Here is a 15435-nt window from a genome sequence, read left to right as displayed (position 1 = left end):
CAGGAGGAAGGGCGCAGCTAAGGGAGGCGGGATCAGAAGTCAACCGGTAACTACCCATATTGGGCAGTTTAGTGACGGTGGGTCCGCTTCAGCGTGTAGCGCCCGGCCGCATAGCCTTCGAAAAGCCCGTTGATCGCCGGATGGTCGACCGGTTCCTCGCTATCGTCGGCCACCAGGTTCTGCTGGCTGACATAGGCGACGTAGCTCGATTCGTCGTTCTCGGCGAGCAGGTGGTAGAAGGGCTGGTCCTTGCGCGGGCGCACGTCCTCCGGAATCGCCTCGTACCATTCGTCGCTGTTGGCGAAGACGGGATCGACGTCGAAGATCACGCCGCGGAACTCGAACTGCCGGTGGCGCACCACTTCGCCGATGGCGAAGCGGGCGGTGGCGACCGGCGGCATCGGAAGTCCGGGTTCATAGGGAATCGGGGCGCCGGGGAGCTGAGTCATGCCTTCAATCTAATATCTCTTCGCGCAGGTACAAGGATGCGCTTGCAGTATCCGAAACGCTGCGCTAGGGGCCCCCGCTCACAGCGACCGACGCGGAACCCTTCCGCGCACAATCGCCTCGCGGAGAGGTGGCAGAGTGGTCGAATGCGCCGCACTCGAAATGCGGTTTACGGGTAACCGTAACGTGGGTTCGAATCCCACCCTCTCCGCCAGTTCCTGTTCCAGGGCCTTGCACAAGCCCGGGTTCGCGCTTGCGAGCCCTGACGGGGGCGAACCGTCTCCGCTGCGCTCTGTGGCAAATCCCAATCGGCCCTGATTCCGGGGCCTTCCCGATCCCCCGGCGCGGATGCGTGGACCTGCGGATCGATGCGTCACGCCTGTGTCGTGCTTCCCGATATCCTGTGCTCGAACAATGCGGCAGCGGCCGCTGCGTCCAGGGGCGCGCCGAGCAGGTCTCCCTGGCCCTGTTCGCAACCGGTGCCCAGCAGGGCGCCTTCCTGGTCGCTGGCTTCGATGCCCTCCGCGGCGATGGTGAGCCCGAGGCCATGGCCAAGGCCGACCAGCGCCTGCACGATCCCGGCGCTTTCGCGCTCGCGCGTCATTGCCTGCACGAAGCTGCGGTCGATCTTCACCTTGTCGAGGCGGAAGCTGCGCAGATGATAGAGGCTCGAATAGCCGGTGCCGAAATTGTCGAGCGCGATGCGAACCCCCGCGGCCCTGAGGTTGCCTAGCACGGCGCGTGCATTGTCCAGATCGGCGACGAACGCGCTTTCGGTCACGTCGACCTCAAGCCGGGCGGGCGCGATGCCTGCCTCGCCCAGGATGCGCAGGATCCGGGCGGCGAGGAGATTGTCCCTGAGCTGGCTTGCATGAATGTCGATCGACAGGGTGATGCTCGCGGGCCAGGAACCCGCCGCGGCGCAGCCCAGGCGCAGCACGCGCTCGCCCAGCGCGTGGATCAGGCCGACTTCGTCGGCGATGGCCAGGAACCGCTCGATCGGGATTTCGCCATGCTCGGGGTCGATCCAGCGCGGCGCCGCTTCGAAGCCGACCACCGCGTGCGTGCGAAGATCGAAGGCAGGGCGATAGACGATATCGATTCGCTCTTCGTCGAGCGCCCGGCGCAACGCCGCCTCCATTGCGGCGCGCTCGCGGATCCGCACGTCCATCTGGGGCTCGAAGAAGCGAAGCGCCGAGCGTCGTTCGGCCTTGGCGCGATAGAGCGCGACGTCCGCCTTGCGCATCGCTTCCTCGACGTTCGTGGCGTCGACCGGAACCAGCGCGATCCCGATGCCGGCGCCGACGCGGTGCGTGGCGCCCGCCGCATGGACGGGCGTGTCGAGCGCGTCGATCACGCGAAGCGCGATGTTGGTCGCGGCTTCGGGATCGGCGAGATGGGTGGCCAGGATCGCGAATTCGTCGCCGCCAAAGCGCGCGACCATGTCGCCATCGCGGATTGCGCCGAGCAGGCGCTGGGCAATGACGATCAGAAGCTCGTCGCCGGCCGCGTGCCCGTGCACGTCGTTGACGGATTTGAAGCCGTTGAGGTCGAGCAGGAGCACGGCATGCGAAGCGCCTGCCCGCGGAGGCGCTCCCACCGCCGCAGCAAGCGCATCGTCGAACTTCCGGCGGTTGGGCAGGCCGGTCAATACGTCCTGATAGGCGAGCCTGCGGACTTCGCCTTCCGCCGACAGCCGGCGGGCCATCTCGCGCTTCTGGCGCAGATACTGGCGGGCGCCGAAAAGCAGCAGGCCCAGCGCCAGCACCGCGCCCAGCAGCAGCGCCTCGTCGAGCTCGATCTCGGCCTTGTGAACGGTGAGGCCGCCTTCATTCTCGAACAGGTCGAAGGCGAATGCGCAATAGGCGAGTGCCGCCACCGCTGCCAGGACCAGCCCCAGGTCGCGAATGGCGAAACGGTGGCGAATGACGAAACTCCGGATCGCGGGCCAATGCATGCGAAACCTCTCGGGCCCGGATAGTATCGGCCATTGCTTGTCAAAGCATTGCCGCGATCTTCGGCTGCGTTTTGCGGCATCGATGTCGATACCCGGGCATATCGGGCATATATGCAGGCATATTCGAAACGGGCAGATTCCCCAATGCAATGGAAATCATGGCTGCAGGCGGTGGCGATCGCGGCGCTCATGGCCGGCATCTTCATCGCCGACACGGTCACCGACCTCGAGATCGCCGCAGCCATATTCTACATTGCCATCATCCTGCTGGCGATCGGGCGATTTCCCCGCCGCAACGTCATCGCGCTCGCCGGGCTGTGCATTCTGCTCACGCTGGTGAGTTCCACGCTGACCGCCGGCGGCTCTCGCGAGGCGGGGATCGTCAACATGGCGATCAGCACGTCCGCGATCGGCATCACGACCTGGCTTGCGCTCAGGGTGGTCGCGGCCGAGGCTGCGGCGCACCAAGCGCGGGCACAGCTCGTCAGGATCGCGCGGGTGACCGGGCTCGGCGAACTCACCGCTTCGATCGCGCACGAAGTCAACCAGCCATTGGCCGGCATCGTCAGCAGCGGCAACGCCTGCCTCCGATGGCTGGGCCAGGATCCGCCCAATGTCGAAAGGGCGCGCGGTTCGGCGGAACGCATCCTGGGCGACGCGAACCGCGCGGCCGCGGTGATCCAGCGCGTGCGGAGCCTCGCCCGGCATGAAGCGCCCAAGCGCGAACGCGTCGATCTGAACGAGACGATCGGCGAAGCGATCCTGTTCGCCCAGGGCGAGCTCGATCGTGGCGGCATCAGCCTGACGCTGGAGCTGGCGGAAACATTGCCGGTCGTGCTGGCGGACCGGGTGCAGCTTCTCCAGGTGGTCGGCAATCTTCTGCTCAACGCGATCGAGGCGCTGGCGCGCGTGCCGGAGGCCGAGCGGCGGATCGCGATCGCCACCACGGCCGAGGATCCGTCGGTCGTCATGACGATCGCGGACTCCGGCATGGGCTTCGCGGCCGGCGCCCGGGAACAGCTGTTCGAGGCGTTCTGGACGACCAGGGAAGGCGGCACGGGCATCGGCCTGACGATCAGCCGGGCTATCGTCGAAGCGCATGGCGGGCGTATCTGGGCTGCCGCGAATGCCCCTTCCGGCGCCATTTTCCGCGTGAGCCTGCCGATTTCGGGAGCGAGGCAATGACGATCGAAGCAATTGCCCCTGCCGAGGACGGTCCGGCGCCGATCGTCCATATCGTCGACGACGATGCCTCGGTCCGCGCGGGTCTCGAGGATCTGCTGGCGTCCGTCGGCATCGGATGCCGGGCGTTCGCCTCTACGCAGGCCTTTCTCGCGCACGCATTGCCCGAGGCGCCCGGTTGCCTCGTGCTCGACGTTCGCATGCCCGGGCAGAGCGGCCTCGACTTCCAGCGCCAGATGAAGGGCCTCGGCATCCTGTTGCCGGTGATCTTCATTACCGGCCATGGCGACATCGCGATGGCCGCTCGCGCGATGAAGGCCGGTGCGATCGAATTCCTGGCCAAGCCGTTCGACGAACAGGCGCTGCTCGACGCGATCAACGCGGGAATCGCCAGGGACCGGGCCCGGCGCCGCGAGGAGGCGGGCCTCGCGCAGCTGCGCGGGCTCCACCACATGCTCACCAATGGAGAGCGGGAAGTGATGGAACTGGTCGCGCAGGGATTGCTCAACAAGCAGATCGCGGCGCGGCTCGAAGTGAGCGAGGTCACCGTCAAGGTGCGCCGGGGCCAGGTCATGCGCAAGATGAACGCGCGATCGCTGCCCGATCTGGTGCGCATCCACGATCGCCTGTTCCCGCCTTCGGAATAGGGGTGGGGCGGTTGGATATACCATGGTATATTCCGACTATCCGATTTGCTTCGGTGCGCCGCAGAATTCCCCACTGGCGGGGCCGATCCCCCGTTGGTATCCGCCCGCCACGCCTCACCCCGCTTTCGCGGGGCCGAGGCCATTCGAGGAACGCCAGCAAATGCCGAGCGACAGTAGTCGATCTAACGCGCCGTCGAGGGCGCCCGGCCGGGCCTAGTTTCTAGCGCTCGCCCGTGGCGGCCGAGATGGCCGATCATAAGGTGAGCCATGGTCTTCTTTTTCGAGGATACCAGAGGTGGACGCCCGCTGGTGCGCTGGGTGCGCGGGGGCGGAGCGCCATCCTGGGCGGATTTGATCGTTTTCATCCTGCTTGCGGCGGGAGCGGTGCTCGTATTCCACGGCGCCGGGGAGATGGGTGCGCCGCTGGCGCAGTTGCGCAGCACGCCGGTGGTGCTCGATCCCGCGATGCTGCCCGAATATGCATTGCGCACCACGCTGCGCATGTTCGCCGCGCTCGGCGCGTCCTTGTTGTTCACCTTCGCGGTCGCCACGCTTGCGGCCAAGAGCCGCAAGGCGGCGCTTGTCATCGTGCCTGCGCTCGACATCCTGCAGTCGGTGCCGGTGCTGGGCTTCCTCACCTTTACCGTCACGCTCTTCCTGGGGCTGTTTCCCGGCAGCCAGCTGGGTGCGGAATGCGCGGCGATCTTCGCGATTTTCACGGCACAGGCCTGGAACATGGCGTTCAGCTTCTATCAGTCGCTGCGCACCGTGCCCGGGGACCTGGACGAGGTCTCGCGGCAGTTCGGCTTCTCGGCATGGCGGCGTTTCGTCCGGCTGGAGCTGCCCTTCGCGCTGCCGGCGCTCGTCTGGAACATGATGATGTCGATGTCGGGCGCCTGGTTCTTCGTGGTCGCGTCCGAGGCGATCACCGTGGGGAACACCACCATCACGCTGCCCGGCATCGGATCCTGGCTCGCCCTTGCGATCGACCGCGAGGATTTCGGCGCGATCGGCATGGCGGTGGGGGCAATGGCGGTCGTCATCCTGCTCTACGACCAGCTCGTCTTCCGCCCCATCGTCGCCTGGGCGGACAAGTTCCGCTTCGAACAGACCGCCTCGCAGCAGCAGCCGCGCTCCTGGCTCTACGACCTCGTCCGCCGCACCCGCTGGCTGAACCGGCTCGGCGCGGCGATCGCCACGCCGCTGCGCCGGCTGTGCAGCTTCCCCTTGCCGCGCACGCCGGCGATGCGGCCGCTGCGCATCGCACCCGCGGCGCGCCGGGCGCTCGATGGCCTGTGGCTGGCACTGGTCGCCATCGTGGTGCTGGCGGCCTTCTGGACGCTTGCCCGCTACATCGCCCAGAGCCTGACCTGGGAGGATGGGGCGACCGTCTTCGGGCTGGGCCTGCTCACGCTGTTGCGCGTGGTGCTGCTGATCGCGATCGCCAGCCTGATCTGGGTGCCGATCGGCGTGTGGATCGGCCTCCGGCCCGCCTGGGCCGAGCGGCTGCAACCGGTGGCGCAGTTCCTGGCCGCCTTTCCGGCGAACGTGATGTTCCCCTTCGCGGTCATCGCCATTCTCGGCCTGCGCCTCGATCCGAATATCTGGCTGTCGCCGCTGATGGTGCTCGGCACCCAATGGTATATCCTGTTCAACGTCATCGCGGGCGCGAGCGCGATCCCGACGGACATGAAGGAAGCCTCGGCGATGTTCGGCATCCGCGGCTGGCAATGGTGGCGGCGTGTCGCGATCCCGGCGATCTTCCCCTATTACGTGACCGGCGCGCTCACTGCCTCGGGTGGCTCGTGGAACGCCAGCATCGTCGCCGAGTCCGTGAGCTGGGGCGACAAGCATCTCGAAGCCGCCGGGCTCGGGTCGTTCATCGCCAATGCCACGCAAGCGGGCGATTATCCGCGCGTCGCCCTGGGCATCGCGGTGATGAGCATCTTCGTCATCGCCTTCAATCGCATGCTGTGGCGGCCGATGTACCGGTACGCCGAGCGCCGCCTCCGCCTCGATTGAGCATCGGGAGTATCCCAATGAACACGCGCACTGAAACGCTGCCCCTGGTCGAGGTCCGCGACGTCCGCCATGTCTATGGCAAGTCGAGCGGAGCCGGCCTGCTCGTGCTGGACGATGTCCAACTGACTCTCGGCGACAGCGAGATCGTCGGACTGCTGGGTCGCTCGGGCTCCGGCAAGTCGACGCTGTTGCGGTCGATCGCCGGGCTGATCCGGCCGACATCGGGCGAGGTCCGCTTCCCGCATGCCGATACGCGCGTCTCGATGGTGTTCCAGACCTTCGCGCTCTTCCCCTGGCTCACCGTGCTCCAGAATGTCGAGGTGGGGCTCGAAGCCCAGGGCGTCGCCGCCGAGGAGCGGCGCCGGCGCGCGCTCAAGGCGATCGATCTGATCGGCCTCGACGGCTTCGAGAGTGCCTATCCGAAGGAGTTGTCGGGCGGCATGCGCCAGCGCGTCGGCCTGGCGCGCGCGCTGGTGGTCGACCCGGACATCCTGCTGATGGACGAACCCTTCTCGGCGCTCGACGTGCTTACCGCCGAGACGCTGCGCACCGACCTGCTCGACCTCTGGTCGGAAGGGCGGATGCCGATCAAGTCGATCCTGATCGTCACGCACAATATCGAGGAGGCCGTGCTGATGTGCGACCGCATCCTCGTCTTCTCGTCGAACCCGGGGCGGGTGGTCGCCGAGATCGGCGTGACGTTGCCGCAGCCGCGGAACCGGCAGGATCCGGCATTTCAGGCGCTGGTCGACGATATCTATGCCCGGATGACCGCGCGGACGGAGGTGGGGCATCCGCGCGAGGGGCTGTTCCCGGGCACCGGCATCGGCATGGCGCTGCCGCGCGTCTCCACCAACACGCTCGCCGGCCTGATGGAGGCAGTGGCGGCCGAGCCCTATTCCGGCAGCGCGCCGCTGTCGGATCTCGCCGGCGAGCTGCAATATGAAGCGGATGAGCTGTTCCCGATCGCGGAGGTGCTGCAGTTGCTGCGCTTTGCGGAGCTGGGCGGCGGCGACCTGAGGCTGCTGCCGGCGGCGCGGCGCTATGTCGATGCGGAGGTGGATGCGCGCAAGCAGCTCTTCGCCCAGCATCTGTTGCGCCATGTGCCGCTTGCCGGACATATCCGCCGCATCCTCGACGACCGGGCCAGCCACGAGGCGCCGGCGAGCCGCTTCCGCGACGAGATCGAGGATTTCATGTCCGAGGAATATGCCGAGCAGACGCTGAAGTCGGTGATCCAGTGGGGGCGCTATGCCGAAGCCTTCGCCTATGACGAAGCGGCGGACCGCTTCAGCCTCGACGATCCGTCCTAGCGCTCGCCCGTGCCGGACCTGGTCCGGCTGGTGATCGGCGAGTCCCCGCTCCGGGGCGGCGACGGCACGGACCTCGATCTTCTTCGGTCCGGCGCGGTCAAAAGAGGCTGGCCGATGAGGAATGCAACTCGTGCGCCGGCCTGTCGGCACCGTGCGCGCGTTTCTCGGTGATGGAGGAGGAATCGCCCGGGAAGAGGCTGTGCAGCATGGCGCGCATCGCCGCATCGCCCTTGTCCGTCAGTGTCACGGCCATGCGCCGATGGTCGTCGGGATCGTGCGACCGGTGGAGCAATTCAGCCGCCTCTAGGCGATCGATCCGGCGCAGGGCACTGGTCGATGTCTCGCCGGAGACGAAAATGAGCTCCTTCACGCAGACGACACGCTGCTGCTGTCCGGCGATGAACAGTTCCAACACCATGTCCCATGCGGAATCGCGAAAGACGTCGCGCGGAAAGAGTTTCGCTGCCTTGGCGCGCATGCGTTGCAGCTGGCGCGCGAGGTCGAGCAGGGATCCGTCCCCAATGCTTACGCTATTCGTCACACTATCATCCAAATACAAGAAGGAATGATATCGTATCTGCAATGTATAGCATCATATTCTAAATACATCATAGTAAATTAGATCGTCAAAATATCGTAAATCAAATCAACATCGTAATTCACATATTATATGATTTAACGTTCTCTGAGCGCCTCCTGGGCGCGATTGAGCGGCTTCAGCAGGTATTGAAGTATTGTCTTGCTTCCGGTGTGGATGTCCGCGGTGGCGATCATGCCGGGCACGATCGGGAAACGGCGACCGGCCTTGTTGACCAGGGCGTCCGAGCGGGTGCGGACGAATACGCGATAATAATAGATGTCGGGATTCACTTCGTCGCGGATCGTGTCCGGCGAGATGCTGCTGACCTCGCCTTCGAGTCCGCCGAAGATCGAATAGTCATAGGCGGTGATCTTAACGCTGGCGCGCTGGCCCGGACGAATGAACGCGATATCGCGCGGCGAGATGCGCGTCTCGATGAGCAGCCGGTCGTCGAGCGGGACGATTTCCATCACCTTGCCATTGGGCGGTACGACGCCGCCGATCGTCGACACTTCGATATTCTTGACCACGCCGCGCACGGGCGAACGCAGGGTGAGCCGTTGCAGCGTGTCCGACCGGCCTCGCACCACGGGGGCGAGCGCTTCGACTTCCTCGCTCACCTTTGCGAGATCCTGCCGTGCCTCGACCAGATATTGCGAACGCAGATCGGCCTTTTTGAGATCGAGGTCGGCGCGCTGGCGTTTGAGCCGCAGCACCTCGACATTGCTCGCCGCTCCGGTGGCGATCAGCGACTCCCCGATCCCGACTTCGCGATTGATCAGCGCCAGCGATTCGTCGATCAGGCCGGTCGAGCCGGCCAGGCTGCGGCGGCGCGTTTCGTAGAGGCGCTGCTGTTCGGCCTTGAGCGCGGGATAGCCGTCCAGCTCCCTGGAGAAGCGGAGAGGAGTCTCATCCACTTCGGCCTGGAGCCGTGCCTGGGCTGCAAGCGCGGCGCGATATTTCGCGGCGCTTTCCTCGACAGTCGAGCCGGCCTGGGTGGGATCGAGCTGAGCGAGGACCTGGCCGGGCTTGACGATATCGTCCTGGCGCACGTGCAGCTTGGCGAGGATGCCGCCTTCCAGCGACTGGAGTATCTGTTCATGGCTGGTCGGCACCACCTTGCCGGTACCGGTCGCCACTTCATCGAGCTTCGCGAACCAGGCCCAGGCGAGAAAGGCGGCTACCATCGCCGCCAATACCCACGACATGCGCGTCGCATCGCGCAGCCGGCCGCGCCCTTCCTCGTCGAACAGCCGGTCGTCGGCGCTGAATGCCGCGCTCATGCTGCCTGCGTCCTGGCGCCGCGCATCGCGTCGAGCGCGGCTTCCCTGGGCTGGTCGAGCACCACTCTGCCATGGTCGATGACGATCACCCGGTCCACGAGCTCGAGCACCCGCATGCGGTGCGTCGCCACGACGATCGTGCGATCCCGGCTCCATTCGCGGAAGCTCGCGATGAAGTGACGCTCGGCGAGTTCGTCCATCGCCGCGGTGGGCTCGTCGAGCAGCGCCACCACCGGGCGCCTGAGCAGCAGGCGGGCGAGAAGCAGCGACTGGACCTGCCCGCCGGACAGGCCCAGCCCACCTTCCAGCACGACATGTTCGAGCCCGTCGCGCAGCCGCCGCACGAAATCCTGTGCGCAGACCATCTCGAGGGCCGCCATTATCTCCACGTTGCTTGCGTGTGGAGCTCCCATCGTCAGGTTCTCGCGCAGCGTGCCGTGGAAGAGCCGGCTGTTCTGGGTGAGCAGGCAGACGTCCCGGCGCACATCGGCGGGATCGATCTGGTGCAGCGCGAGATCGTCGAGCAGGACTTCGCCGGAGACCGGCTGGAGCATGCCCGACAGGCCCTGGAGCAGAGTCGACTTGCCGGCACCGTTGCGGCCCAGCAGCGCCACCTTCTCGCCAGCCATGATGTCGAGGCCGGGCACGGTCAGGGCGGGCGGGGCATTGGGATCGGCATAGGAGAATACCGCCGAGCGCAGCGCGAAGCTGCCGGTGACCGCGGCGAGGGGAATGCGGTGCTCGGCGTCGGGGCTGTCCGTCGGCAACCCCATTATCTGGTTGAGGCTCTGGGTTGCCAGCTTCGCATGCTGCCAGCGGCCGAGCAGGCCGGATATCTGGGCCATCGGCGCGATCATGCGTGAGGCGAGCATCGAAGTGGCGACGAGCGTGCCGGTGGTGATGTCGCCGGCGATCACCATGGGCGCGCCGACGAAGATCACTGCCGCGTAGACGCCGTTCTGCACGCTTTGCGACCAGGTCGAGAGGCTGGCGGTCAGCCCGCGCAGGCGAAGCTGGGCCTCGCCCGCGACGCTGTTGTAGTGATTCCACTGGCGCTGGAAGCGCTCCTCCGCCTGCAGCGCCTTGATGTCCTCTATGCCTTGGACTGCCTCGACCAGCAGCGCGTTGCGCAGCGAACTTTCCCGCATCGATTCGGTGGCAAGGACGCGCAGGCGCCGCTGCGCGAGCAGGCTGGGCACCAGCAGCAATGCCACTGCGACGAGGGGCACGAGCGCGAGCGTCCCGCCGATAAAGGCGAGGATCGCGAGGAAGAGCAGGAAGAAGGGCAGGTCCGCCACCGCGGAGACGGTGGTGGAGGTCAGCATGTCGCGGACCTGGTCGAGATCGCGCAGCTGGGAGATGAAGGTGCCGGTCGAAGTCGGCCGCTCCCGGTTGCGGACGCGCAGCGCATGGCCGAAGACGAGATCGGAGAGCCGCAGGTCGGCCCGCTTCCCCAGCACGTCGGTGATGGCCACGCGCAGCTTGCGCAGCAGGAAGTCGAAGGCGATCGCCAGCAGCACGCCCAGGAAGAGGATGACGAGCGTCGGCATCGACTGGGCCGGAATGACGCGGTCATAGACCTGCATCGAGAACAGGATGCCCGCGAGCCCCAGCAGGTTGGTCACCACCGAGGCGACCGCGACATGGCCATAGGCGCGCGCGTCCTGGAGCAGGATCCGGCGGAGCCAATGCTCCTCATAGGGCCGGATATAGGTATCGACCCGCGCGTCGGCGGCGGAGCGGGCGGGGCGGGGCACGACGATCAGGGTCGCGGCGGCGAGCAGCTCGGCGAGCGGGCGGCGCGCGGCCATGCCGGCCTCGCCGGCGACGGTGAACACCGCCTCTCCGTCGCCGGCAAGGGCGGTGATCAGGGCGAGCTCGCCATCGGCGAGGCAGGCGATCACCGGCAGGCGCCAGCTCGTCAGCCGCACGGAACCGGGATCGGCGAAGCGGAGAGCCAGGCCCAGGGGCCGGGCGAGGGCACGCACGCGACTTTCCTCGGGGGAAGCGATGTCCCAAAGCCCCGCCAGGCGGGCGCGCTGCTCGGAAACGGGCAGGCGATAGTGCCGCGCCGCCTGGCAAAGGATGTCGAGCCAGGTCTCGGCCGACGCGCCGCTCACAGCGTCACGCCCCGCAGGCGCGTGCCCGTCAGGCCGAAGGCATCGCGCGAGCGGCCGGAGTAATAGAGGCAGTCGAGCTGCAGCCGGCGCAGGTCATGCTCGGTATTGACTGCGTCGAACCGCGCCTGGTGCAGTTCCTGTTCCGCATTGAGCAGGTCGACCAGCGTCCGCGTGCCCATTTCGAGATATTGCGCGCGGTAGAGTTGTCCGGTTTCCGCCATGTCTGCCTCGCGCAGGTTGAGCGTGTCGAGCAGCCGGGTAAGGCTGCCGATCTGCTGCCGGGCCTCGGCGAGCCGCTGGCTCGCTTCGTTGCGCGCCTGGCGCGAGGCGGCGTCGGCGGCGGCGAGCGAATAATCCGCGCTGCGGACGCGGGCGCGGGTGGCGTTGCCGCCGAATATGTTGCTCGAGACGCTGAGCCCGAAGCTGTAGGCGCTGCGATCGGAGAAGGGCGACCCGATGTCCGCGGCCGCGTCCCCGGCGAGCGATACGGTGGGCAGGCGATCGGCGCGGCTGCGGTGAAGCTGCGCGGCGGCCTGTTCGCGCTGGGCGTCGGCGCGCATCACTGCCGGCACCGTGCTCCAATCGGCCAGCCCGGCGGCGCAACTGCGCATCAGCCAGTCGGGCATGTCGGCGCTCACCGGCGCCCGGGCCTTTTCGTCGCCGAGAAGAAAGGCGAGATTGCTGCCCCAGCGTCGTTGCTCGGCATCGATCTGCGCCAGCGTCGCCTTGGCGGCGGCAACCCGCGATTCCGCCTGAAGCCCGTCCGACCGCGTGGACGCACCCTTGGCGACCCGATCGGCGACCAGCCCGCTGATCTCGCGGATCCGCGCCAGCTGTTCCTCGGCGATGTCGTGGAGCGCCGCGTTGCGCTGCAGTTCCACGATCGCATAGCCGGTATCGTGGATGAGCCCGTCGATCGCGAGGAGCAGATCGGCGCGGCCGACGCGCGTGCCCGCCTGCGCATAGTCCACCGCGCTGCGGACCTTGCCGAAATCATAGAGCATCTGCGAGGCGGAGACTTGGGGGCGCGGCCGCCAGCTCGAGCCGAGGCGATTGTCGTAGCCGGTGCCGACGCCCGCACTTATCTGGGGCAGGTAGCCGGCCCGCGCGACGTCCACATCCGCGCCGCGCGCATCCAGCGTGGCCGCTGCGGAGACGATGTTCGGATGCCACGCCACGGCCTGGCGGACCGCCGCCTCGAGCGAGAGCCCGGCACTTTCCTGCGCGTACACCGTGCCGGCCAGGGAGGCTGCCAGCGTTCCGATCGCCATGATGCCGATCGCACCGCCGAGCGGGCCTCGTCGCAACCTTTCTCCCAAGCGACAGCCTCCCTGTCCGCATTGCGTGTCGTCTTACGATGTAAGTTAATCACCCTTTTGGAATCATGGATGATTTTCGAGAATCGACTCCGAGTTCGGAGTGATATCTCACACCACATGATTCAACTGGTGGCGATCCTGTTCGAGGTCGTTCGCGGTTACGAGATAATGTAGCGGATCGTCGGCTATGGGCGCCGCGGCGATGTCCGGCGCGGCGGGAGCGGCGCTCGCGGCGACAGGCGGAGCGGACGCGTCGGAGGCGGCCTGGCGATCGTGGAGGAACTGGCCGAGCAGATCCTCGACGCTGCCCTGGTTGTCGCTCAGGCTGTATGCGACCGGCGCGTGATCGGTCGTTGTCGCCGCCGTCGGCGCCGTCGCGGATTCGGCCGAGAACATCGCGAGCGGCACGGTATCCGCCAGCGAAGGCGCCTCGAAGATCATCGCCGTGGGCGCGACGCCGTTGTTGATGTCGACCGTCACGTCGAGATGCGCCGTCGCGACCGTGCCGTTGGGCTGGACCAGCTGATAGGTGAAGCTGTCGACCGGATCGGTGCCCGAATAGGTCAGCGAGGCGCTCGGCTGGTAGGTATAATGGCCGGTCTCGGTGACGGTCAGCGTGCCATAGGCGCCGGTGATGGTCAGCGGCGTATCGCCCACCTGGACGAAATTGCCGCCCATCTGGACCCGCACCACCGGGAAGTCGGTGCCCAACGTATCGTTGGCGAGCAGTTCGCCCGACACGGCGGTACTGCCGGTGAGGCTGTACTGGTCGAGATGCGTCACCGTCTCGCCGACATAGACGTTGGTGCCATAGCCGGTGCCCAGCAGGTTGGTGCTCGACACGGTGTAGTTGTAGGTGCCGGAGGGCAGGTCGTGGAGCACCAGCGCGACGCCGGTGCCGAGCCCGAGATTGGCGACCGAGGTCTGGGTGACCGTGCCGACGACCGTGCCCTGCGCGTTGGTGACGGTGATCGTATAGGTGGGCAGCACGCTGAGCCCGCTCGACTGGATCGCGGAGAGCGTGACATCGGCGGTGCTGTTCGCGCCGACGGTGAAGCTGTCATGGACCGAGCCGGTCTGCGCGCCGGTGATGATCAGCGCGGTGGGCGTGGCGAAGCTCGAGTCGATCGCCGCCGGAATGGTGGTGACGACGTGCTCGAAGGTCGCCGTGGCGATCGCCGCGTCGTCGACCGCCAGGGGCGTACCGGTGATGTCCGGGCTGCCGATCGTGACCGTCAGCGTCGCGCTCTCCAGTTCGCCGCTGGTCGGGTTGACCAGCGTGTAGGTGAACGTGTCGGCATGGCCGATCGCCGCGGCATTGGCATCGGGCGTGTAGGTATAGCTGCCATTGGGGTTGATGACGAGCGTTCCCCAGTCGCCATGGATCGAGGTGCCGCCTGCAGTCACATTGGTGGTCACGCCGTTGACGGTGACGCTCTGGACGACCGTTTGCGGGCTGACGACGTCGACCGCCCCGCCCGGGCCCGGATCGGTGATCACATTGCCCGCGGCCGCGCTCGGTTGCACGGCGCCGACATGGGTATAGTCGCTGTTGACGCCCGTGACCGCGAGACCCCCGAGCAGGCCCACGCCGGCGGCGCCGTCGAAGGTGACGAAGGCGCGATACTCGCCCGGGCCGAGCGTGTCGGTCGCGACGAGATTGCCGTTGAGCAGGGAGAGCTGGAGCAGCGAGCTGTTGCCGGGGCCGCTCACCGCGACCCAGTTGGTGCCGTCGAAGCGCTGGACCACCACGCTGTAGCCGCTCAGCACGCCGATCGCGAGCGTCGCGTCATAGGTGAAGGACGCGGCAAGGGAATTGCCGGCTGCGACGGTGAACTGGACATTGGGTGTCGCCAGCACCTGCGCATCGAGATTGAGCAGCCCCAGCGAGACCAGGGCGAGATAGCTGGCGCTGCCCAGATTCTCGTTGGTGGTGACCGGCACAAGATCGATCGAAGCGTCGGCCGTGTTGTTGAACGCCTCGATGTCGAAGGGCGCGATGAGCGGGACCGCATCGGAGAGGTTGCCGGCGGGATCGCGCAACGCGACGCTGAGCGTTTCACCCGGGGTCTGGGGATCGTTCAGCGAGACGGAGAAGCTGCCGTTCGCCGCGACCGTGCCGGTGCCGAGCAGCGTGCCGCCCGCGCTGCGCACTTCGACGGCGGCACCTGCCTCGCCGGTGCCGGTGACGACGGTGCCTTCGCCGTTGATCGCCACGCCGGCGGGCGGCGCGGGTGGGGTGATGTCGGGTGCGGTCACCGTCGTGGCGGGGGAGAGGTTGCCTGCCGGATCGCTCTGGGTGACGGTCACCGTCTCGCCATTGGCCTGGGGCGTCGTGAGGGGCGCGGTGTAGCTGCCATTGCCGGCGACCGTGGCAGTGCCGATCTCGGTGCCGGCGGCGTTGAACACGTGCACGGTCGCGCCGGGCTCGCCGGTGCCGGTCACCGCCGCGCCGTCGGCGCTCACCGTCGCAAGCGGCGCGAGGGGCGGCGTGAAGTCGGGCGCGAGCGCCGAAGTGGCGGGCGAGACATTGCCCGCGGCATCGGCCTGGGTGACGTGCAGCGT

General features: G+C 67.1%; 11 protein-coding genes and 1 tRNA gene. 5 read left to right on the top strand and 7 right to left on the bottom strand.

The genetic code is table 11. The annotated features are described in order from the left end of the window. Positions 1-68: 68 nt before the first annotated feature. On the bottom strand, positions 69-449 hold the full coding sequence (gene hspQ / locus BGP17_RS00060; RefSeq protein WP_167300624.1) for a heat shock protein HspQ: 381 nt from the start codon (positions 447-449) through the stop codon (positions 69-71). Positions 450-571: 122 nt separating this feature from the next. On the opposite strand from hspQ, the gene BGP17_RS00055 reads away from it, so the two are divergent. Next, positions 572-661, top strand: a tRNA-Ser gene (locus BGP17_RS00055). Between the two features lie 159 nt (positions 662-820). Here BGP17_RS00055 and BGP17_RS00050 read toward each other — a convergent pair. Then, positions 821-2404 carry a putative bifunctional diguanylate cyclase/phosphodiesterase gene (locus tag BGP17_RS00050; protein ID WP_286710628.1) on the bottom strand — a complete coding sequence of 528 codons (1584 nt, stop codon included), beginning with the start codon at positions 2402-2404 and terminating at the stop codon, positions 821-823. A gap of 144 nt (positions 2405-2548) precedes the next feature. On the opposite strand from BGP17_RS00050, the gene BGP17_RS00045 reads away from it, so the two are divergent. From BGP17_RS00045 to BGP17_RS00030, 4 genes are all read left to right on the top strand, one after another. Beyond that, positions 2549-3589, top strand: a complete 1041-nt coding sequence (locus BGP17_RS00045; RefSeq protein ID WP_286710627.1) for a sensor histidine kinase — start codon at positions 2549-2551, stop codon at positions 3587-3589. Then, on the top strand, positions 3586-4233 hold the full coding sequence (locus BGP17_RS00040; protein ID WP_167300621.1) for a response regulator transcription factor: 648 nt from the start codon (positions 3586-3588) through the stop codon (positions 4231-4233). Before BGP17_RS00045 ends, BGP17_RS00040 begins: the two co-directional genes overlap by 4 nt. Before the next feature lie 267 nt (positions 4234-4500). Then, entirely contained in the window at positions 4501-6255 is a 1755-nt protein-coding gene (locus tag BGP17_RS00035) for an ABC transporter permease (RefSeq protein ID WP_167300620.1), read from the top strand. Between the two features lie 17 nt (positions 6256-6272). Beyond that, on the top strand, positions 6273-7568 hold the full coding sequence (locus BGP17_RS00030; protein WP_286710626.1) for an ABC transporter ATP-binding protein: 1296 nt from the start codon (positions 6273-6275) through the stop codon (positions 7566-7568). A 97-nt stretch (positions 7569-7665) separates the two neighbouring features. Here BGP17_RS00030 and BGP17_RS00025 read toward each other — a convergent pair whose 3' ends face one another. The 5 genes from BGP17_RS00025 to BGP17_RS00005 form a co-directional block, all read right to left on the bottom strand. Continuing rightward, positions 7666-8046: a helix-turn-helix domain-containing protein gene (locus BGP17_RS00025; RefSeq protein WP_167300905.1), complete on the bottom strand. Its 381-nt coding sequence runs from the start codon at positions 8044-8046 to the stop codon at positions 7666-7668. A gap of 197 nt (positions 8047-8243) precedes the next feature. Continuing rightward, positions 8244-9431 (bottom strand): beta-barrel domain-containing protein, encoded by a 1188-nt coding sequence (locus tag BGP17_RS00020; RefSeq protein WP_286710625.1) that lies wholly within the window; start codon positions 9429-9431, stop codon positions 8244-8246. Continuing rightward, positions 9428-11551 (bottom strand): type I secretion system permease/ATPase, encoded by a 2124-nt coding sequence (locus BGP17_RS00015; RefSeq protein ID WP_167300617.1) that lies wholly within the window; start codon positions 11549-11551, stop codon positions 9428-9430. The genes BGP17_RS00020 and BGP17_RS00015 overlap by 4 nt, the downstream gene beginning before the upstream one ends. Then, entirely contained in the window at positions 11548-12858 is a 1311-nt protein-coding gene (locus BGP17_RS00010; RefSeq protein ID WP_243857478.1) for a TolC family protein, read from the bottom strand. The genes BGP17_RS00015 and BGP17_RS00010 overlap by 4 nt, the downstream gene beginning before the upstream one ends. A gap of 120 nt (positions 12859-12978) precedes the next feature. After that, on the bottom strand, positions 12979-15435 hold a 2457-nt coding region (locus tag BGP17_RS00005), incomplete at its 5' end, for a BapA/Bap/LapF family large adhesin (RefSeq protein ID WP_286710624.1).

The organism is Sphingomonas sp. 67-41 (genome assembly GCF_001899725.1).
Lineage (GTDB): Bacteria > Pseudomonadota > Alphaproteobacteria > Sphingomonadales > Sphingomonadaceae > Sphingomonas > Sphingomonas leidyi.
This window is presented reverse-complemented; position numbering and strand designations above follow the sequence as displayed.